Genomic DNA, 19,979 nt, shown 5'->3' with positions numbered 1-19,979 from the left:
GGCTCCGGGTCTGAGGGGCGGGGCTGGTCGGGTGAGCGGGGTGGGCCGCCGGGCCCCGGGGGGTGCGGGCCCGGCGGTGGTTGGACGACGGCGGTGGTCGGTACGACGGTGGTGGTTGGTACGGCTCGCGCCGCCGGTGTCCGTACGACGGCTCAGTCGGCGATGTTGACGCCGAAGGACGGGGTGCCGGTGGTCGAGACGCCGCTCGTGCTCGGGGAGACGGTTCGGCTGCCGGTCGTGGTGATCTTCGTGCCGTTGGACGGCAGGTAGAGGATCGCGCCGTTGCCGTCGTTCTCGTACGAGCCGGCGATCAGGTCGGCGCGGCCGTCGCCGGTCACGTCGTCGAGCTTGACGTCGGCGCCGAGCGCGTCGTTCTTCTCGTCCTCGCCGGGGACGCCGGCCGTGCTCTGGGCGAAGGACTGGGCACCGGAGGCGGTGTTCAGGCCGGAGGCCGAGCCGTACAGGACGGTGACCATGCCCGTGTCGGTGATGCCGTCGATGTTCTCGCCGGCCACGCCGACGACGAGGTCCTGGTAGCCGTCGCCGTTGACGTCGCCGAGGTCCAGCTCGTAGCCGAAGTAGTCGTTCTTCTCGGAAGTGCCGGGCACGTTGCCGGTGTTCTGGGTGACGCCGGTGGTGGAGCCGGTGCCGCTCGCGGCGCCGTAGGTGATCCACACCTTGCCGCCGTCGGAGGCCTCGGGGAAGGTCAGGCCGTCGCCGTCGGTCCGGTTCCAGTACATGCCGGTGACGATGTCGCCGTAGCCGTCGGCGTCGATGTCGCCGATGGCGGTGATCACGCCCGCCTTGAGGGTCTTCGCGGAGGCGGTGGACAGGCCGCTCGCGGTACCCGGCAGCAGGTAGTTGGTGTTCCAGCCGTAGTCGGTCTGGGTCTCGAAGCCGTCCACGACGAGGTCGGTGCGCTTGTCGCCGTTGACGTCGCCCGCGGTGAGGTTGAGCGGGCCGCGCGCGGTACCGCCGGACTGGATCGGCGGCTTGACGGTCTGACGGCCGAGGCCCGGCTTGCCGGTGGCGCCGATGCCGCCCTTGAACACGTGGATGGTGCTGGAGGTGTTGCCGACCGCGAGGTCCGCCTTGCCGTCGCCGTCGAAGTCGCCGGCGGCCAGGTTCTTGCCCCACAGGTCGTGCGCGGAGGGCGCCGGGTCGGCGACGGTGACACCGGCGCCGGTGAGGCCATTGGCGGAGCCCCACAGCACGGCGACGCCGCCGCCGTCCTGGTCACTGCCGACGTCCTCCCAGGGGGCGGAGACGGCGAGGTCGTCGTAGCCGTCGCCGTTGAAGTCGGCGTAGGCGTGCTCGGCGCCGAAGCCGTCACCGGTCTCGGCGGTACCCGGGGCGCCCGTCGTGTTCTGGCTGATGACGGAGCGCTTGGCGGAGGAAATTCCGGTGGCGGTGCCGTACAGGGCGACGAGCTGGCCGGCGGTCTGCTTGCCGCTCACATAGGCGCCGGAGGCGCTGAAGGCGATGTCACCGATGCCGTCGCCGTTGAAGTCGGCCTGGGGGACGTGCGTCGAGTCCGCGGCCGTCGCCGTCGCGGCCGTGAACGTCAGCAGCCCGCCCGTCAGCGCGGCCGCGGTGGCCGTCGCGAGGGCGAGTCGCAGGGTGTGCTGCATGCGGATCTCCTGCGGCATGCGGGGATGCCCGGCGGGCGTCCCGGAGTCGATGGGTGCGCCGGACCGCGTGATCGCCGGGTTGTCCCTGCTTTGCCGGGGGTTGTCCTCGGGTTCACGGTCCGGTTGGCGATGGGGAGACCAACGAAGTGACGGGAGGGTTGTACGAGATTCAAAGAGACTCGAAGGGATTCACGAGGGCCGAGGAGCCGTACGAGAGTTGAGTGAGCGCCGGGAAGGGCGGCGGCCGCCGGGACGGTGACCTCCGGCTTGTGCGCGGCGCCGGTGCGCGCGTGCGAGATCGGGGGACACCGCGGGGACGCGGATTGACTGGAACGCGCTGCTCCGAACGGGCCGGACCTGCCACGCAGGGCCGCCGAAGGCACCGAAGGGCCTCGCGGAGGACGGCCGAGATCGCGCGATGCCGTCACGGACAGGGGGTCCGGCGCCCTACGCTGTCCGCCATGGACGAAGACCGATCCATCATCGAGCTGTTCCATGCCCTGGACCGCCTGCCCGGACCGGAACACCTCGAATTCCCCGACGGGTTCGACCTGGCCCAGGCCCGCATGCGGGCCGCACTGCTCAGGAAACGGCTGAACGACGTGTTCAGCCGGGAGCACCAGAACCCCGTCCGCCTGGACGACCGTATCCAGGACGCCTCCTACTACTTCGCCCTGCGCATCCCGCCGCGCGCGACGGAGGCCGGCGAGTGGATCTGCGTACGGCTCAGCAACTACGGCGACCTCGCCGTCATCCTCGCCCCCCGGCCGGACAGCCATCCGGACCTGGACGCGGCCGTCGCGGCCGGCGCCCTGTCCGAAGGGGACCGCAAACGCGTCGAGACCACGCTGACCGACCTCGGCTACCGGGTGGTGCCGGCACGGCTGCTGCACCGCCCGTACGACGGCGTGACCTGGCTCGCGGACTCCGAGAGCGACGAGCGGATGGCGGCGCATGCCGTGCAGCCGGGTGAGGCGACGTGGTGGACGAGGTTCTTCGAGTACCTGTGAGGCGTGCTCCGCTGTGAATCCTGTGCCGGATTCCCGGCCGGCTCCTGGCCGGTTCCTGGCCGGTTCCTGTGCCGCCGGTCGGGCTCCGGCCCGGTGTTACGCTCACCGGGTGAACACCTACTGGCACGTCGTTCTGCCGCCGCTCTGCGCCTGACGGGCGCGGACACCGACGGTTCGACTTCCGTTCGACCCCCGGCCCCGGCCGGCCCACGCAGGGCGGTCACGGTCACGGGGTGATGTCGTGCGCCCGTCTCGAATCCCTTACCGATTCCCGGATTCCCGGGCGCATTCGACGACGGAAGACTCACGCCAGTGCCGATTCGCACACCCTCCACCAGCACGCCCTGCCCGAACACGCCTGCCACGCACCATCGGCCCCATTCGCGCTTGCACCGCGCAGGCCTCCTCGGCGGCCCCACCCCCATCCTGATCGCGGCCCTCCTGTGGGGCACGACCGGAACCGCCGGCGCCCTCGCCCCCGCCACGGCCCCCGCGGCCGCCATCGGCTGCGCCGGCCTCACCCTCGGCGGCCTCCTGCTCTACGTCACCTCGCGCGGCGCCCGCGCACTGCCCGCCGCGTGCACGCGCGGCGAACGATGGCTGCTCGTGCTCGGCGCCCTGGCCGTGGCCGGCTACCCGGTCACCTTCTACCCGGCGGTGGCCCGCACCGGCGTGGCCGTCGCCACCGTGATCGCGCTGGGCAGCGCACCCGTCTTCACCGGCCTGCTGTCCTGGGCCACCGGACAGTCCCGCCCGACCGCCCGCTGGACGGCAGCCACGGCGGCGGCCGTACTGGGCTGCACGCTGCTCGTCCTGGGCCCGAGGTTCAGCGGCGAGGGCGAACCCCTGGACATGACCGGCGTGGCGCTCGCCGCCTGCGGCGGACTGTCGTACGCCGTCTACTCGCTGATCGGCGGCAGGCTCATCGCGGGCGGACACGGATCCGACGCGGTGATGGGCGTGCTGTTCGGGGCGGCGGGCGTACTCGTGCTGCCGCTGGTGGCGGGCACGGACGCGCGGTGGCTGACCGAACCGCGCGGCGCGGCGGTGGCGCTGTACCTGGCCCTGTTCACCGTCGCCCTCGCGTACCGCCTCTACGGCCACGGCCTGCGCCGCACACCCGCGTCGGTGGCGACGACCCTGACCCTCGCCGAGCCGGCGGTGGCGGCGGTACTGGGCGTCGCCGCCCTCGGCGAGCGGCTGCCGGTCCCCTCCTGGTGCGGCTTGGCCGTGCTGGGTCTGGGTCTGGCGCTCCTGAGCGGGGGCAGGTCGGGCAGGATGGACTCATGAGCGTAGTGAAGATCAACGTGCTGGCCGTTCCCGCCGAGCAGCGGGAAGTCCTCGAGAAGCGGTTCGCTTCCCGCGCCCACGCGGTCGAGTCCTCCGACGGCTTCGAGTGGTTCGAACTCCTCCGCCCCGTCGAGGGCACCGACAACTACCTCGTGTACACGCGGTGGCGGGACGAGGAGTCCTTCCAGGCATGGATGGAGGGCCCGATGAAGGCGGCCCACCAGGGCGGCGGCGAGGGCGCGGAGCGCCCGAAGCCGGCAGCCTCCGGCTCCACGCTGTGGTCGTTCGAGGTCGTGCAGCAGGCGGCGCCGAAGGGGGAGTAGGCGGTTCTGGGGCCGGGGGCACTGACCCCCGGCCGTCCCCGCCGGTCCCGATCGCTCGCCCCACCGAAAGGCAACTAACCATGGTCACGGCCCGTTTACGTACGGCGGCATGCAGCTTCACGACCCTCGCCGCAGGTGTCCTGCTCGTCGGCTGCTCGGTGTCGGTCGGCGGCACCGGCGGTTCCGCGCCCAAGCTGTCCTCGGACAAGCTCGCCGACACGGTGGCCCAGAAGCTCGCGGACACGACCGGTCAGCCGAAGCCGGACGTCACCTGTCCCGAGGACCTCACCGGCAAGGTCGGCACCACCACCCGCTGCACGCTCACCGCGGGCGACGGCAGCACCCTGGGCGTGACGGTCACCGTGTCCTCCGTCGAGGGGGACCGGATCGACTTCGACATCAAGGCCGACGAGACGGCCTCCCCGGCCGTCAACCGATCCTGATCTCGTAGCGCAGCCGCTGCCGTTGCGCGGGCATCACCATCTGGTCCACCTGGATCGGGCGGTCGTCGCCGTCCAGGGTCAGTCTGGTGAGGCGGAGGACCGGGTCCGTCGGTGAGGTGTGGAGCGTGTGCCGTTCGTCCTCGTCGGGCAGACCGGCCGTCACGTCCTCGCGCACGACGGCACCGACGTGGCCCAGCCGGGCCAGCAGGGTCACCGCGCCGCCGCGGATCCTGGCAGTGCCGGCCAGTGCGGTGCCCCGGGCGATATGGGCCGGGTAGTAGGTGTCGGTCAGTTCGACCGGGGCGTCGTCCAGGAGGATCAGGCGGCGGCGCACGACCACCGGTTCGCCCTCCGGCACGCCGAGCAGCTGTGCCACCTCGGCCGGCGCGGGCACCTCTCCCGCGTGCAGGATGCGCTGCGTGCCCCGACGCCCCTGCGCGGCGGCCTCCGCGCTCCAGGCGTCGCCCTGCCCGTTCTCACGGGGCGTCAGGTACGGCATCGACGCGCTGACCCACTTGCCGGTGCTCACGGCTTGCTACTCCTTGCCCTCCGAGGCCTTTACGAACGAACCGAGGCCGACCTCGGCTCGGATGAGTCCTTCGTTCTTGAGGTGGGTCAGCGCCTTCTGCGCGGTCGAGGCCGCGATCCCGAACTCGGCCGACAACTCGACGACGGACGGCACCCGGCTGCCCACGGGGTACGTCCCGTCGGTGATGCGGTCGGCGACGACTGCGGCTACCTGTCGCCAGACAGGGCGGGTGCGATCAAGTTCGGGACTCATGCGGTGGACGCTAAAACTCTGCGGTAGACCGCGCGACCGCAGTAGACTGCGGTAGACCGCGATCGGCGGGACAAAGTAATGACCCCCGCGACGGGTGGAGCCGTCCGGGGGCATGGCCGCCAGCTGAAAAGGAGCTGATGACGTGTCCGACCCTATCCGCCGTCTCCTGGCCCGGGTGAGCCTGTTCGTGAAACCGCGTGGACGACACCGCCGCGTCGGCTTACCCCCACTCCGCGCCTGCGAACTCCCGGCACAGCCGGAAATCCCGCTCCCCGCACACCGCAGCCCCTACGGCCTCCACGGGCCCCTCGACGGTGCCGCCACCGTGGCCGTACGCCCGTACCTGCTGATGGAGGTGGCCTGATGGGAGCGGACGACGAACTTGCCGGGGCCGCCCTGCGGGAACCGCGGCTGTTGCCCTGGACGGGGCCCGAGGGCAAGCCGAGTTATCTGATCAGCGACGAGCGCGGCGGACCGCTGTCCCGGCTCGCCGACACCACGGAGGAGATCCAGCTCGGCATGGGTGTCCAGCTGCTCGCCCACGCTCACGGCATCCTCCCGCACGCCCCCGCAGGGGAGTTGCGATTCCTCGCCGAGCGGCTGACCGAGGCTCTTCAGGACGCGCTCCGCGTCGCCGAGAGCCGGGGGCTGCGGCTCGACCGGCTGAACTGAACCCCGCAGCGGATACGGCCACGCCCCCACGTCCGCAACGGACATGGGGGCGTCGGTCGTACCGAACGGGACGGTTACTTCACCGGCTCCGGCTCCGGCGTGCTCTCCGTCTCCGCGGAGCCCTCCGGGTCCACCGGGGTCTTGACGGAGTCCAGCAGGAGCTGGGCGACGTCGACGACCTGGATGGACTCCTTGGCCTTGCCGTCGTTCTTCTTGCCGTTGACGGAGTCGGTCAGCATGACCAGGCAGAAGGGGCATGCGGTGGAGACGATGTCGGGGTTGACCGACAGGGCCTCGTCGACGCGCTCGTTGTTGATGCGCTTGCCGATGCGCTCTTCCATCCACATCCGCGCGCCGCCGGCGCCGCAGCAGAAGCCCCGCTCCTTGTGGCGGTGCATCTCCTCGTTGCGCAGGCCGGGGACCTTGCCGATGATCTCGCGCGGGGGCGTGTAGATCTTGTTGTGGCGGCCCAGGTAGCACGGGTCGTGGTAGGTGATGATGCCCTCGACCGGGGTGACGGGGATCAGCTTGCCCTCGTCGACCAGGTGCTGGAGCAGCTGGGTGTGGTGGATGACCTCGTAGTCGCCGCCGAGCTGCGGGTACTCGTTGCCGAGCGTGTTGAGGCAGTGCGGGCAGGTGGCGACGATCTTCTTCGCCGACTTGGGCTTCGCGGACTCGGGGACGACCTTGCCCTCGTCGTCCAGCTCCTCGCCGAAAGCCGTGTTGAGGGCCATGACGTTCTCCATGCCGAGCTCCTGGAACAGGGGCTCGTTGCCGAGGCGGCGGGCGGAGTCGCCGGTGCACTTCTCGTCGCCGCCCATGATCGCGAACTTCACGCCCGCGATGTGGAGGAGTTCGGCGAAGGCCTTCGTGGTCTTCTTGGCGCGGTCCTCGAGGGCGCCGGCGCAGCCGACCCAGTACAGGTACTCGACCTCGGAGAGGTCCTCGATGTCCTTGCCGACGACCGGGACCTCGAAGTCGACCTCCTTGGTCCACTCCAGGCGCTGCTTCTTCGCCAGGCCCCAGGGGTTGCCCTTCTTCTCCAGGTTCTTGAGCATCGTGCCCGCCTCGGACGGGAACGCGGACTCGATCATGACCTGGTAGCGGCGCATGTCCACGATGTGGTCGATGTGCTCGATGTCGACCGGGCACTGCTCGACGCAGGCGCCGCAGGTGGTGCAGGACCACAGGACGTCCGGGTCGATGACGCCGTTCTCCTCGGCGGTGCCGATCAGCGGGCGCTCGGCCTCGGCGAGAGCGGCGGCGGGGACGCCGGCCAGCTGCTCCTCGGAGGCCTTCTCCTCGCCCTCCATGGTCTTGCCGCCACCCGCGAGGAGGTAGGGCGCCTTGGCGTGCGCGTGGTCCCGGAGGGACATGATCAGCAGCTTCGGCGAGAGCGGCTTGCCCGTGTTCCAGGCGGGGCACTGCGACTGGCAGCGGCCGCACTCGGTGCAGGTGGAGAAGTCGAGCAGGCCCTTCCAGGAGAACTGCTCGACCTGGGAGACGCCGAAGACGTCGTCGTCGCCCGGGTCCTCGAAGTTGATCGGCTTGCCGCCGGACGTCATCGGCTGGAGGCCGCCCAGCGCGGTCTCGCCCGTCGCGTTGCGCTTGAACCAGATGTTCGGGAAGGCCAGGAAGCGGTGCCAGGCCACACCCATGTTGGTGTTGAGCGAGACCGTGATCATCCAGATCATGGTCGTGCTCAGCTTGATCATCGCGAACAGGTAGACGAGGTTCTGCAGCGTCGCGACGCTCAGGCCCTTCAGGGCGAGGATCAGCGGGTACGAGGCGAAGTACGCGGCCTCGTAGTGGTCCACGTGGTGCAGGGCGCCTTCGAGGCCCCGCAGCACGTAGATGGCGAGGCCGATGGTGAGGATGACCCACTCGACGAAGTACGCCTGGCCCATCTTCGAACCGGCGAAGCGGGACTTGCGGCCCGGGCGGGACGGCAGGTTCAGCAGACGGATCACCATCAGCACGGCGATGCCGAGGACCGTCATCGAGCCGATGAACTCGATGTACATCTCGTACGGCAGGAAGCCGCCGATGACCGGCAGCGTCCAGTCGGCCTGGAAGAGCTGGCCGTACGCGGTGACGATGGTCGGCGGCAGCGTCAGGAAGCCGATGGCCACGAACCAGTGGGCGACGCCGACGATGCCCCAGCGGTTCATCCGGGTGTGCCCCAGGAACTCGCGGACCAGGGTCACGCTGCGCTGGTAGGGATTGTCCGTCCGGGTACCTGCCGGAACCGGCTGGCCCAGCTTGAAGTACCTGACGAACTGGCCGATTGCGCGTGCGAGCAGCGCGACACCGACCACGGTCAGGACCAGCGACACGATGATCGCGGCGAGTTGCATTGGGGGCTCCTCGGGCCTGCGAGGGTTACTGAGCGGTAGCTTATGCAGTCCGTCTGAGACTACCCGTATCTTCCGCCGCACTGTAGCCGGGCGCCAGGTGATCTGAATCGCTCAGGGTTGCCTCAGCAACGCGGGGAAGTGTTCCGCCCGCCGATGGTGTTACTCGTATCAAAGCAGTGCATTTGCCGCCCCGCATGTCCCCTCCCGTCCGCTGCCGTCACGGCGTCCGGTGCCGTGCGCTCACTCTTGCGTGTAAGCGGTGGACAAGAGTTGAGCCGACTCGGCTCAGGTCTGTTGACCCGGCGGGGGTCGTCGTGCACACTTGAGCCTGTTCCACTCAAGTCAGCTGGAGGAATCAACCATGGCACGTGCGGTCGGCATCGACCTGGGCACGACTAACTCCGTCGTCAGCGTTCTGGAGGGCGGCGAGCCCACCGTCATCACCAACGCCGAGGGCGCCAGGACCACGCCGTCCGTCGTCGCCTTCGCCAAGAACGGCGAGGTGCTGGTCGGTGAGGTGGCCAAGCGCCAGGCCGTCACCAACGTCGACAGGACCATCCGGTCGGTCAAGCGCCACATGGGCACCGACTGGAAGATCGAGCTCGACGGCAAGCCCTTCAACCCGCAGCAGATCAGCGCCTTCGTGCTGCAGAAGCTGAAGCGGGACGCCGAGGCCTACCTGGGCGAGAAGGTGACCGACGCGGTCATCACCGTCCCGGCGTACTTCAACGACGCCGAGCGCCAGGCCACCAAGGAGGCCGGCGAGATCGCCGGTCTGAACGTGCTGCGCATCGTCAACGAGCCGACGGCCGCCGCCCTGGCGTACGGCCTCGACAAGGACGACCAGACGATCCTCGTCTTCGACCTCGGTGGCGGTACGTTCGACGTCTCGCTGCTGGAGATCGGCGACGGTGTCGTCGAGGTCAAGGCCACCAACGGTGACAACCACCTCGGTGGTGACGACTGGGACCAGCGCGTCGTCGACTACCTGGTCAAGCAGTTCCAGTCCGGTCACGGCGTGGACCTGTCCAAGGACAAGATGGCGCTGCAGCGTCTGCGCGAGGCCGCCGAGAAGGCGAAGATCGAGCTGTCCTCGTCCACCGAGACCTCGATCAACCTCCCCTACATCACCGCCTCCGCCGAGGGCCCCCTGCACCTCGACGAGAAGCTGACCCGCGCCCAGTTCCAGCAGCTGACCGCGGACCTGCTGGAGCGCTGCAAGACGCCGTTCCACAACGTCATCAAGGACGCCGGCATCTCCATCAACGAGATCGACCACGTCGTCCTCGTCGGTGGCTCGACCCGTATGCCCGCCGTCGCCGAGCTCGTCAAGGAGCTGACCGGCGGCAAGGAGGCCAACAAGGGCGTGAACCCGGACGAGGTCGTCGCCATCGGCGCCTCGCTCCAGGCCGGTGTCCTCAAGGGTGAGGTCAAGGACGTCCTGCTCCTCGACGTGACCCCGCTGTCCCTCGGCATCGAGACCAAGGGCGGCATCATGACCAAGCTCATCGAGCGGAACACGACGATCCCGACCAAGCGGTCCGAGATCTTCACCACCGCCGAGGACAACCAGCCGTCCGTGCAGATCCAGGTCTACCAGGGCGAGCGCGAGATCGCGGCGTACAACAAGAAGCTCGGCATGTTCGAGCTGACCGGTCTGCCGCCGGCGCCGCGCGGCGTCCCGCAGATCGAGGTCTCCTTCGACATCGACGCCAACGGCATCATGCACGTGACCGCGAAGGACCTGGGCACGGGCAAGGAGCAGAAGATGACCGTCACCGGCGGCTCCTCGCTGCCGAAGGACGAGGTCGACCGCATGCGCGAGGAGGCCGAGCGCTACGCGGAGGAGGACCACAAGCGCCGCGAGGCCGCCGAGACCCGCAACCAGGGCGAGCAGCTCGTCTACCAGACCGAGAAGTTCCTCAAGGACAACGAGGACAAGGTCCCCGGCGAGATCAAGACCGAGGTCGAGGCCGCCGTCGCCGAGCTGAAGGAGAAGCTCAAGGGCGAGGACACCGCCGAGATCCGCACCGCCACGGAGAAGGTCGCGGCCGTCTCCCAGAAGCTGGGCCAGGCCATGTACGCCGACGCCCAGGCCTCCCAGGCGGCCCCGGGCGGCGCTGAGCAGCCCAAGGCCGACGACGACGTGGTCGACGCCGAGATCGTCGACGACGAGCGCAAGGACGGTGCCGCGTGACGGAGGAGACCCCGGGCTTCGAGGAGAAGCCCGACGTCCCCTCCGGCGCCACCCCTGACGACGCCGAGCCGAAGGCCGCCGCCTCCTCCTCGGAGGAGGGGGCGGCCCCGGCCGGGGACGCGAACGAGAACGCGGGTCTGGTTGCCCAGCTGGACCAGGTGCGCACCGCGCTCGGCGAGCGCACCGCCGACCTCCAGCGGCTCCAGGCCGAGTACCAGAACTACCGCCGCCGGGTCGAGCGCGACCGGATCGCGGTCAAGGAGATCGCCGTCGCGAACCTCCTGACCGAGCTCCTGCCCGTCCTCGACGACATCGGGCGCGCGCGGGAGCACGGCGAGCTCGTCGGCGGCTTCAAGTCGGTGGCGGAGTCGCTGGAGACCGTGGCGGCCAAGATGGGCCTGCAGCAGTTCGGCAAGGAGGGCGAGCCCTTCGACCCGACGATCCACGAGGCCCTGATGCACTCGTACGCGCCGGACGTCACGGAGACGACCTGCGTCGCGATCCTCCAGCCGGGGTATCGCATCGGCGAGCGCACCATCCGCCCCGCGCGGGTCGCCGTCGCCGAGCCCCAGCCGGGCACGCAGACGGTCAAGGCCGAGAACTCCGAGTCCGGTGCGGGCGCGGAGAAGGCCGACGACAAGGAGAACGGTGGCCCGGAGGAGGGCTGACGTTATAACGCACGCAGGAGAGGAGGGACGTCGGGGATGAGCACCAAGGACTTCATCGAGAAGGACTACTACAAGGTCCTCGGCGTCCCCAAGGACGCCACCGAGGCCGAGATCAAGAAGGCGTACCGGAAGCTCGCCCGCGAGTTCCACCCGGACGCCAACAAGGGCAACGCCAAGGCCGAGGAACGCTTCAAGGAGATCTCCGAGGCGAACGACGTCCTCGGCGACCCCAAGAAGCGCAAGGAGTACGACGAGGCCCGCGCCCTCTTCGGCAACGGCGGCTTCCGGCCCGGCCCCGGCGCCGGCGGCGGATCGTTCAACTTCGACCTGGGCGACCTCTTCGGCGGCGCCCAGGGCGGCGGCGGGGGCGGCGGCTTCGGCGGAGGCCTCGGCGATGTCTTCGGCGGCCTGTTCAACCGGGGCGGGCCGGGCACCACGCGCACCCAGCCCCGGCGCGGCCAGGACATCGAGTCCGAGGTCACCCTGAGCTTCATCGAGGCGATCGAGGGCGCCACCGTCCCGCTGCGGATGTCCTCGCAGGCACCGTGCAAGGCCTGTTCCGGCACCGGCGACACGAACGGCACACCGCGCGTGTGCCCGACCTGCGTCGGCACCGGCCAGGTCGCGCGCGGCTCCGGCGGCGGCTTCTCACTCACCGACCCGTGCCCGGACTGCAAGGGCCGCGGTCTGATCGCGGAGCACCCCTGCGAGGTCTGCAAGGGCAGCGGCCGGGCGCAGTCGTCCCGCACCATGCAGGTGCGCATCCCGGCCGGGGTGAGCGACGGCCAGCGGATCCGGCTGCGCGGCAAGGGCGCGCCGGGCGAGCGCGGCGGCCCGGCGGGCGACCTGTACGTGGTCGTGCACGTCAAGGACCACCCGGTGTTCGGCCGCAAGGGCGACAACCTCACCGTCACCGTCCCCGTGACCTTCGCGGAGGCGGCGCTCGGCGGGGAGGTCCGGGTGCCGACCCTGGGCGGCCCGGCCGTCACCCTGAAGCTGCCCCCGGGCACGCCCAACGGGCGCACCATGCGGGCGCGGGGCAAGGGCGCGGTCCGCAAGGACGGGACGCACGGGGATCTGCTGGTCACCGTGGAGGTGAGTGTCCCGACGGAGTTGTCGGGGAAGGCTCGTGACGCACTCGAGGCGTATCGCGAGGCGACCGCGGGCGAGGACCCGCGGGCGGAGCTGTTCCAGGCCGCGAAGGGAGCATGAGTCTGATGGACGGCCGTCGACGCAATCCGTATGAACTGACCGACGAAACCCCGGTCTACGTCATCTCGGTGGCGGCCCAGCTCTCCGGCCTGCACCCGCAGACGCTGCGCCAGTACGACCGCCTGGGCCTGGTCTCCCCGGACCGCACCGCGGGCCGGGGCCGCCGCTACTCGGCCCGCGACATCGAACTGCTCCGCCAGGTGCAGCAGCTGTCGCAGGACGAGGGCATCAACCTGGCCGGCATCAAGCGCATCATCGAACTGGAGAACCAGGTCGCGGCCCTGCAGGCCCGGGTCGCCGAGCTGCAGTCCGCGCTCGACGGCGCGGCGGCGGCCATGCGCCAGCGCGAGGCCGCGGTGCACGCGTCGTACCGGCGCGACCTGGTCCCGTACCAGGAGGTCCAGCAGACCAGCGCGCTGGTGGTGTGGCGGCCGAAGCGCCAGCAGCAGTCGGACTGACCGGGCGGCGAACGCGTCGAGGGGCCCGGAGGATACGTTCCTCCGGGCCCCTCTCGCGTCTCGCGACGGGTCAGTTCGTTTCCGTCTCGCGTCCGGTCAGAGCCAGTCGTCCCAGATGCCGTAGGCGTCCTCCTGGACGACCTTCTCGTTGCCCTCCGGGTCGATGTAGACCGCCCGGTAGTAGTACAGGCCGAGCCGGTCCTCGTGCACCGTCCGGTCCATGTGGAACTGCGGGTCGTCGACCTTGCCCGTGGCGAACAGGGTCCACGTCCCGGCGGCCGGGTCCCACTTCTCCCAGCGGTAGTCCGTGTGGTTCTCGCAGGGCATGTCGTAGATGGTCTGCCCGCAGCGGACGTAGAGCTCCGGGTACTGGTCCTGAGTGACGTCGGTCGCGGTCCAGCCCGGCGGCCGGGTGTCGGGCAGCGTCACCGAGATCTCGGCGGGGTGCAGGACGTCGATCGGCTCGTCGTCGTACTGGAGCCGACCGTCGCTGGCTGCCACCTTGTACACGTGGGCGGCGCCGTCGGGGACCGTCGGGCAGATGATCTCGGTGGCGGCCATGGAGCTGCTCCTCCAGCAGTTCTCCTCCCAGACCGTCTCACCGCTGTCCGGGTCCTTGACGCCCTGCCACACGTGGTAGCCGGTGACGTCGTCGTCGGCGGTCGGCGGGGTCCAGGTCAGGCGGACGCCGAGCGGGATGTGCTCCGCGGCCAGGTTCTCGACCGGTGCCGGGCGCACGGTGTCCGGCGTGGTCGCCGTGGCGGCCGGGCCGGGCTGCGACTCCTTCCCGTACGGGTCGACGGTCACGATGCGGTACTCGTACGTCGTCTCCGAGTTGCCCTGGACGTCCCAGCAGGTGCCGTTGATCTGCTTGCGGGCGGAGTAGGGGGCGTCGTCGTCCGCCCACGTCACGTAGACGGCCGGGGCCTCCAGCGGCTTGTCGTACGAGGAGTTCGGCTTGCACTGGTCCACGACGGCGCTCTCACCGGTCGCCGGGTCGGTGCGGACGATCCTGTACTCAGGGAAGGGCCCCTCGTCGATGATCCACGGGTCGACGCTGCTCCAGGAGACCATTACGCCTTCGCCGAACCTGTTGGCGGTGGTCTTGAACGCGGGGATCGCCTCCGGCCGGTCGGCCATCTTCAGCGTGATCTCCACCGGCTTGGCGGCGTTGCCCTTGGCGTCCACCGAGCGCACCGCGTACCGGTAGCTGTCGGCGACGGCGGCCACCTGGCGCGGCACCACGTCGGTCTCCGTGGTGGTGCCCCCGCCGGGCAGCGCGTCGACATGACCGCCGGTCGCCGGGTCGTACTGGACGACTCGGTAGGACGCGGCCCCGGTGACGGGCGACCAGACCAGGTGCGGAACGCCCTCCCGGTACTCGACGCGGACGTCCGCGACGGGGGCCGGCGGGGTCAGGTCGGGGGTGGTGAACGTCGTGGCGGCCGAGTACGCCGACCAGTTCCCGGCGGCGTCCCGGGCCCGGCCCCGGTAGGTGACCTTGCTGCCGTCGGCCGGGTACCCGGTGTCGCAGATCGCGCCCTTGGCGCCGGAGTAGACGGTGCTCCAGGTGTTCGTGGCGGCGTCGAGCCGCTGCATCTCGTACCAGGCGATGTCGGCGGCGTTCGCCGCGGTGGTGACCAGCTGCGGGGCCGCGTAGGGCTGGTCGGGCGGGCACGCGTCCCACTCGACGAACGGCGCGGCGGGCGGCGTCTTGTCGATGGTGGTGACGAGCTGGTCGGCGCTGCCGCCGGAGACGTTGCCGGCTTTGTCGACGGCGCGCACCTCGTAGTAGTAGGAGGCGCCGGTCTTCGGCAGGGTGGAGTCGGTGTACGAGGTGGCGGTCGTCGTCGCCAGCGGGGTGGCGGGGTAGGACGCGCCCTTGAGTCGCCGGTAGACGCGGTAGTTCGCGAGGTCCATCTCCTTGTTCTTGGACCAGGTGAACTTGGCCTTGCCGGTGGCGTTGTCGTAGGTGACGGCCCCGCCGGTCGGTGCGAGCGGCTTGACCTTGTCGACGGTGGCGGACGTGCGGGGCGTGTAGGCGAACTTGACGTTCGCGGTGCCGGTCCAGTTGACGAAGTCGACGCGCAGGGTGTGCTTGCCGGAGGGGATGGTGACGTTGACGGTCTGCTTGGCGGTCGTCGACACGTTCTTCCACAGGTCGACCTTGCGGGTGCCGTCGAGGTAGACGCGTACGCCGTCCTGGGCGGAGGCGGTGAACGTGAAGGGCCCGCCGGAGCCGAAGTCGCGGGTGACGGTCCAGCGGACGCCGAAGTTGTTCGACGGGACGCCGGAGACCGGTGCGCCCGTTCCCCAGTCCTGGTCGACGGCCGAGTCGCAGTCCGTTTTCTTCGGAGTGCCGGAGAAAGTGGTGTTCGCGAAGAACTGGCGTGTGAAGACAGGGGAGGCGCAGCTGGCGGTCGCGGCGGCGGGGCTCGCGACCGTGGCGAGCACCCCGCCGGCCGTGGCGAGTACCAGGGCGGTGGCGGTGGTGCGTCTGGCTGGTTTCATTCGGTCCTCTGGTCGGGATCGGACCTCCGGGCCGGGGTCCTCGTGATCACGACACGTGCCGAACGTGATTGGTTGTACGGGGCGAAGCGGAATGTGGTGTTGTCATCTCGTTAAGTAGTTTTGCTTGACGCTGGGGCCCGCCGCCGCGTTGGCTTTTCAGTCACATGGGTCGCAGAGCTGCACCCACGTCCGGAAGACATCAGAAGTGAGCCCCTCCATGCGTCGTCGTATCGCCATATCCGTGGCCACGTGTTCGTTGGCCCTGTCGCTCGCCGGTTGCGGTGTGCTCGACGCGAGCAGCGACGGCGGCGACGCGACGCCGACCAAGGGCAACGACATCACGGTGGGTCTGCTGCTGCCGGAGAAGGCGAACACGCGCTACGACAAGTTCGACCACCCCATCATCCGGGCGAAGGTCGCGCAGCTCACCGAGAACCGGGGCAAGGTCGAGTACGCCAACGCCGAGGCGAGCGCGAGCAAGCAGGCCCAGCAGCTGCAGAAGATGGTCGACGACCAGGTGGACGTCATCCTGCTGGACGCGGTCGACTCGCACGCCATCGCCGACGGCGTCAAGAAGGCCAAGGACGCGGGCATCCCGGTCATCGCCTACGACCGCCTGGCCGAGGGCCCGATCGACGCGTACATCTCCTTCGACAACGAGCTGGTCGGCGAGGTCCAGGGCCGCAGCCTGCTCGACGCGATGGGCCCGGACGTCGACACCTCCGACAAGATCGTGATGATCAACGGGTCGCCGACCGACCCGAACGCCAAGCAGTTCAAGGCGGGCGCGCTGTCCGAGCTGAACGGCAAGGTGCGGATCGCCCAGACCTACGACACCAAGGACTGGAAGCCGGAGAACGCCGAGGCCAACATGGCCAAGGCGATCGCGGCGATCGGCGCGAGCAACATCGCCGGTGTCTACTCCGCCAACGACGGCATGGCGGGCGGTGTCATCAAGGCCCTGGAGGCCGCCGGCGTGACCAAGCTGCCGCCGGTCACCGGCCAGGACGCGGAGCTGGCGGGCGTGCAGCGGATCATCAGCGGCGAGCAGTACATGAGCGTCTACAAGTCCTACCCGGCCGAGGCCGAGGCCGCCGCCGAGATGGCCGTGGCCAAGGTGCAGGGCAAGGACATCCAGTTCGACGCCCTGACCCGGGACCGGGTCGACAGCCCGAGCCACCAGGACATCCCCGCGCAGCTGGTCTCCGTGGTGGCGCTGACCCGGGACAACATCAAGCAGACCGTCGTCTCCGACGGCATCTACAAGGTCTCCGAGATCTGCACCGCGCCGTACAAGGCGGCCTGCGCGGAGCTGGGCTTGAAGTAGACGACAAGTCCTCCGGACTTCCAAGGCTTCCGTAAGGGGAGTTCACGTCAAATCGGCGCGAACTCCCCTTCTGGGTTTCCGATGTGTGAACGTTCAACGGGGGACTTGGGGGCGGATCGCGCAGGGCGGCAACGAATGGTTGCCATCCGTTGTCGGAATGTGACGGACCGGGGCGGGTGCGAAAGCCCGCATACCGGTGGTTTCCGGCGGTCACCGTGGAGAGAGGCGTGTTGCGGAGCAGGTTCGCTCCGCGCATAGTTGCGCTGCGGAAGACGTGGAAACCGGGGGTGGGATGGGCGATGGCCGGGCACGGGACGGACGGGCATCCACACGGTGCTGACCGACTGTGCGAGGCCGGGGATCGGGTGTATTCCCGGGCCGTGCGGCGCGGCCGTGTGTCCCGCCGTGACGCCGCCGCGGCCCCCTGCCTGCTGGACCTCGCCCTGCTGCACCCCGACCCGGACGACATGGAGTGGCTGGTGCCGACCTCCCCGCAGGAGGTCATGACCCGGCTGCTGCGCGGCGTCCACGACGAGATCAGCGCCAGCCAGCGCCGGGTGGGCTCGGCGGTGGCCGCCTTCGAGTGGTACGCGGGCCTGGGCGGCCGTACGGCCGACTCCGCGGCGGGCGAGGGCACCGCCGCGATCCGGGTGCTCGACGGGCCGGCCCGCATCCAGGCGGCGCTGGACGAGGCGACGGCCGCCTGCACCACCGAGGTGCTGACCGTGCAGCCCGGCGGCATCCGGCGCGAGCACGAACTGTCCGAGGGCCTGCACCGGGCCCTGGCGCTGCGCGGGCGGGGCGTACGGATGCGGGACCTGTACAACCACGTGGCCCGGCACGGGCAGGGCCTGCTCAACTACCTGGACCTGATGGGCGACGCGGTGGAGGCCCGCACCCTGGACGAGGTGATCGAGCGGCTGATCCTGTTCGACCGCACGGTCGCCTTCATCCCGGCCAACGCCGACCGGACGATGGCCCTGGAACTGCGTCATCCCGGCCTGGTGGCCTACCTGGTGACCGTCTTCGAGCGGCTGTGGCGGCTCGCGATCCCGCTCACCGCCGCGCTCCCCGACACCGGCATCGAGGGCATCTCGCACCGCGAGCAGTCCATCGCCGCGCTGCTCGCCGAGGGCCACCAGGACGCGGTGATCGCCGAACGGCTCGGGATCAGCGTCCGCACCTGCCGCGCCCACATCGCCCGGCTGTGCGAGACGCTGGGCGCGGCGAGCCGCACGCAACTCGGGGTGCGGATCGCCCAGGTGGGCCTCGACGGGCCGCCGCCAGCCGCGGGCCTGACCGCTCCCGGGCGTGAGTCACCGAGTGTCCGGTGAGCCGTGGGCCCGGCTCCCGGGAGCGGCCCGCTCCGGCTCAGCGGTCCCGGTCCAGGATCCCCGCCTGGGCGATGAGGTAGCCGAGTTGGGCGCGGCTGCCGCTGCCGAGGGCGGCGGCGAGTTTGGCGATGTGGGCCCGGCAGGTGCGGACGTTCATGCCGAGGCGGCGGGCGATGGCCTCGTCGACGTGGCCTTCGATGAGCAGTTTGGCTATCGAGCGCTGGACGCCGGTGATGCCCTCCGGGGTGGACTCGTAGGGCACTTCCTCCATCAGCGGCACGGCCCGCTGCCACAGTTGTTCGAAGACCCGGATGAGGTACTGGACGAGGCCGGGGTGGCGCAGTTCCAGGGCGACCTGGCGGTCGTCCTGGGCCGGGATGAAGGCGACCGTGGAGTCGCAGATGATGAGCCGTTCGATCAGCTCTTCCAGGGTGCGGATCTCGACCTTGGCGCCGGCCATGCCCTCCATGTACGCGAAGGTGCTCTGACTGTGCCGCACGGTGTGCTGGTACAGGGTGCGGACCGAGATGCCGCGTTCGATCAGCGGCTTGCTGCGCTTGAGCGCCTGACTGAGGATGTGCTCCGGCCTGCTGCCCCCCGGCTGTACGGTCAGTACCTCGGTGCGGGCCTCGGCTATCGCCACGTCCAGCGCGGCATGGATCCGGTCGATGCCCTCCAGCACGGTGATGGCGTGGGTGGCCGCCGGCTGCTGGGCACTGATGGCGAGGAAGGGCTGGAAGGTGTCCGTGAGGTCGACGGAGAGCCGCCGACGGTCCTGTATCTCGCGTTCCAGGGGCTGGAGTTGCTGGGCGAGCACGATGGACGGGGGAACGGGGCGCAGCCAGTTCGCGTCATCCGGGTCGGGGTGGAGGAGAGCGAACTCAAGCAGGCAGGGAGCGGGCTTGACCTCGTCGCGGGCGATCCGCCCGGAGCTGAGGGCGGCGGCGTACAGCCGCGATCCGTCGGCGCACAGCTCAGCAATGCCGTGAGGATGTGTCGGGTTTGTGCTCTTCGGTGACAAATCTCCACCCCCCAGGGTCCTGAACGTGCAGGAACATGATGCATCTCCCTGGTGGCATTGACGTGCCTGAATGAGCCATCGTCTTGTTTCGCGGGGGAGAGGAAGCCATCAAGTGAGGACGAAGCCGACCATGAATAAGAGAATGCTTCGCTCGGTGCTTGCTACTGCCGTCGTTGCTCCGGCGCTGGCCTTGGCGGCCGGTCCTCTCGACGTCGGCTGGCGGACCCCTGCCCAGGTGGAGAGCGCGGCGGACGTGACCGGGGACGTCGGCTGGTCCGTCGAGGCGACGCCCGGCGACGTCGGCTGGAGTGTCGTGGCCGGCGGCGAGGACGTCGGCTGGTCGGAGCCGGTGGGCGCGGACGCATGACCACTCCACCCGACGACCGATCCTTCCGGCGTGAAATGGCCACCGCGTACCGTTCCGGCTGGCACTTCATCGACCTGGCCACCGCAATCCCCCACAACGGTGACTCGCTCATGGTGACCGTGTTCGGTGAGCCGGTCGTAGTCACCCGGGACGAGGACGGCGACGTACGGGCGTACCGGTGCCTGCGTCGGCCTCGCGGTGCGCCGCAACCCGTGCGGTGCGCCATCCGGTACGGAATGATCTTTGTGAATCTCGACCAGCGTGACCACCGGTTGGCGGAGCCGGAGACCCCGGACCCCATGACCATCTCGGCCACCCCCCGCAGTGCCTGACGCGATTCCCCCGTCGTAAAAGATCGCTCAGGTACTTCCCCCCGC

Annotated in this window: 20 protein-coding genes; 14 read left to right on the top strand and 6 right to left on the bottom strand. The window is 70.0% G+C overall.

All coding sequences use genetic code 11. The features are described 5' to 3' along the window. Positions 1–152: 152 nt before the first annotated feature. Positions 153–1,631 (bottom strand): VCBS repeat-containing protein, encoded by a 1,479-nt coding sequence (locus ACSU6L_RS17590; protein ID WP_437057909.1) that lies wholly within the window; start codon positions 1,629–1,631, stop codon positions 153–155. A gap of 461 nt (positions 1,632–2,092) precedes the next feature. Here ACSU6L_RS17590 and ACSU6L_RS17585 point away from each other — a divergent pair, with 461 nt between their 5' ends. The 4 genes from ACSU6L_RS17585 to ACSU6L_RS17570 all read left to right on the top strand — a co-directional run bounded on the left by ACSU6L_RS17585 (position 2,093) and on the right by ACSU6L_RS17570 (position 4,697). Further along, on the top strand, positions 2,093–2,641 hold the full coding sequence (locus ACSU6L_RS17585; RefSeq protein ID WP_073943115.1) for a hypothetical protein: 549 nt from the start codon (positions 2,093–2,095) through the stop codon (positions 2,639–2,641). Positions 2,642–3,028: 387 nt separating this feature from the next. Beyond that, positions 3,029–3,931 (top strand): DMT family transporter, encoded by a 903-nt coding sequence (locus tag ACSU6L_RS17580; protein WP_437057907.1) that lies wholly within the window; start codon positions 3,029–3,031, stop codon positions 3,929–3,931. After that, positions 3,928–4,254 carry an antibiotic biosynthesis monooxygenase family protein gene (locus tag ACSU6L_RS17575; RefSeq protein ID WP_437057905.1) on the top strand — a complete coding sequence of 109 codons (327 nt, stop codon included), beginning with the start codon at positions 3,928–3,930 and terminating at the stop codon, positions 4,252–4,254. The genes ACSU6L_RS17580 and ACSU6L_RS17575 overlap by 4 nt, the downstream gene beginning before the upstream one ends. An 80-nt stretch (positions 4,255–4,334) precedes the next feature. Further along, on the top strand, positions 4,335–4,697 hold the full coding sequence (locus ACSU6L_RS17570; protein ID WP_437057903.1) for a DUF4333 domain-containing protein: 363 nt from the start codon (positions 4,335–4,337) through the stop codon (positions 4,695–4,697). On the opposite strand, the gene ACSU6L_RS17565 is transcribed toward ACSU6L_RS17570, so the two are convergent. Both ACSU6L_RS17565 and ACSU6L_RS17560 read right to left on the bottom strand, forming a co-directional pair. Further along, positions 4,684–5,196, bottom strand: coding sequence for a GntR family transcriptional regulator (locus tag ACSU6L_RS17565; protein ID WP_437064936.1), 513 nt, complete (start codon positions 5,194–5,196; stop codon positions 4,684–4,686). The two genes, ACSU6L_RS17570 and ACSU6L_RS17565, sit on opposite strands and share 14 nt — an antisense overlap. 36 nt (positions 5,197–5,232) lie before the next feature. Beyond that, positions 5,233–5,478: a GntR family transcriptional regulator gene (locus ACSU6L_RS17560; RefSeq protein WP_437057901.1), complete on the bottom strand. Its 246-nt coding sequence runs from the start codon at positions 5,476–5,478 to the stop codon at positions 5,233–5,235. Between the two features lie 142 nt (positions 5,479–5,620). Between ACSU6L_RS17560 and ACSU6L_RS17555 the strand changes: the two genes are divergently transcribed. Both ACSU6L_RS17555 and ACSU6L_RS17550 read left to right on the top strand, forming a co-directional pair. Further along, positions 5,621–5,842: a hypothetical protein gene (locus ACSU6L_RS17555; protein ID WP_437057899.1), complete on the top strand. Its 222-nt coding sequence runs from the start codon at positions 5,621–5,623 to the stop codon at positions 5,840–5,842. Continuing rightward, the gene (locus ACSU6L_RS17550) at positions 5,842–6,150 is read left to right on the top strand and encodes a hypothetical protein (RefSeq protein ID WP_437057897.1); all 309 of its coding nucleotides are present in this window, start codon (positions 5,842–5,844) and stop codon (positions 6,148–6,150) included. Before ACSU6L_RS17555 ends, ACSU6L_RS17550 begins: the two co-directional genes overlap by 1 nt. A 74-nt stretch (positions 6,151–6,224) precedes the next feature. Here the strand turns inward: ACSU6L_RS17550 and ACSU6L_RS17545 are convergent, their stop codons facing one another. Then, on the bottom strand, positions 6,225–8,507 hold the full coding sequence (locus ACSU6L_RS17545; protein WP_073943121.1) for a (Fe-S)-binding protein: 2,283 nt from the start codon (positions 8,505–8,507) through the stop codon (positions 6,225–6,227). Positions 8,508–8,868: 361 nt separating this feature from the next. Here ACSU6L_RS17545 and dnaK point away from each other — a divergent pair, with 361 nt between their 5' ends. Genes dnaK through ACSU6L_RS17525 form a run of 4 tightly spaced genes read left to right on the top strand, consistent with a single transcriptional unit; the run spans position 8,869 to position 13,042 of the window. Further along, complete coding sequence (dnaK, locus tag ACSU6L_RS17540) at positions 8,869–10,704, top strand: molecular chaperone DnaK (RefSeq protein ID WP_437057894.1); 1,836 nt, start codon at positions 8,869–8,871, stop codon at positions 10,702–10,704. After that, on the top strand, positions 10,701–11,372 hold the full coding sequence (grpE, locus tag ACSU6L_RS17535) for a nucleotide exchange factor GrpE (RefSeq protein ID WP_437057892.1): 672 nt from the start codon (positions 10,701–10,703) through the stop codon (positions 11,370–11,372). Before dnaK ends, grpE begins: the two co-directional genes overlap by 4 nt. 36 nt (positions 11,373–11,408) lie before the next feature. After that, a complete protein-coding gene (gene dnaJ, locus ACSU6L_RS17530; RefSeq protein WP_073943124.1) occupies positions 11,409–12,584 on the top strand; it encodes a molecular chaperone DnaJ in 1,176 nt (391 codons plus the stop codon). A gap of 5 nt (positions 12,585–12,589) precedes the next feature. Beyond that, positions 12,590–13,042, top strand: a complete 453-nt coding sequence (locus tag ACSU6L_RS17525) for a heat shock protein transcriptional repressor HspR (RefSeq protein WP_073943125.1) — start codon at positions 12,590–12,592, stop codon at positions 13,040–13,042. 96 nt (positions 13,043–13,138) lie between these two features. Here ACSU6L_RS17525 and ACSU6L_RS17520 read toward each other — a convergent pair whose 3' ends face one another. Next, positions 13,139–15,553, bottom strand: a complete 2,415-nt coding sequence (locus ACSU6L_RS17520) for a PA14 domain-containing protein (RefSeq protein WP_437057889.1) — start codon at positions 15,551–15,553, stop codon at positions 13,139–13,141. Positions 15,554–15,770: 217 nt separating this feature from the next. On the opposite strand from ACSU6L_RS17520, the gene ACSU6L_RS17515 reads away from it, so the two are divergent. Continuing rightward, on the top strand, positions 15,771–16,880 hold the full coding sequence (locus ACSU6L_RS17515; RefSeq protein ID WP_437057887.1) for a sugar ABC transporter substrate-binding protein: 1,110 nt from the start codon (positions 15,771–15,773) through the stop codon (positions 16,878–16,880). A 299-nt stretch (positions 16,881–17,179) separates the two neighbouring features. Next, positions 17,180–18,214, top strand: a complete 1,035-nt coding sequence (locus tag ACSU6L_RS17510) for a helix-turn-helix transcriptional regulator (protein ID WP_073943129.1) — start codon at positions 17,180–17,182, stop codon at positions 18,212–18,214. A gap of 37 nt (positions 18,215–18,251) precedes the next feature. Here the strand turns inward: ACSU6L_RS17510 and ACSU6L_RS17505 are convergent, their stop codons facing one another. Then, positions 18,252–19,235, bottom strand: a complete 984-nt coding sequence (locus tag ACSU6L_RS17505) for a helix-turn-helix transcriptional regulator (protein ID WP_073943130.1) — start codon at positions 19,233–19,235, stop codon at positions 18,252–18,254. Positions 19,236–19,389: 154 nt separating this feature from the next. On the opposite strand from ACSU6L_RS17505, the gene ACSU6L_RS17500 reads away from it, so the two are divergent. Together ACSU6L_RS17500 and ACSU6L_RS17495 are read left to right on the top strand one after the other, a co-directional pair. Continuing rightward, positions 19,390–19,602: a hypothetical protein gene (locus tag ACSU6L_RS17500; RefSeq protein ID WP_143204258.1), complete on the top strand. Its 213-nt coding sequence runs from the start codon at positions 19,390–19,392 to the stop codon at positions 19,600–19,602. Next, entirely contained in the window at positions 19,599–19,934 is a 336-nt protein-coding gene (locus ACSU6L_RS17495) for a hypothetical protein (protein WP_043502721.1), read from the top strand. Before ACSU6L_RS17500 ends, ACSU6L_RS17495 begins: the two co-directional genes overlap by 4 nt. Positions 19,935–19,979: the final 45 nt, after the last annotated feature.

Origin of the sequence: Streptomyces sp. enrichment culture, from assembly GCF_964272855.1 — a bacterium.
Lineage (GTDB): Bacteria > Actinomycetota > Actinomycetes > Streptomycetales > Streptomycetaceae > Streptomyces.
Note: the sequence above shows the minus strand (reverse complement) of the source record. Positions and strands in the feature narration are given on the sequence as shown.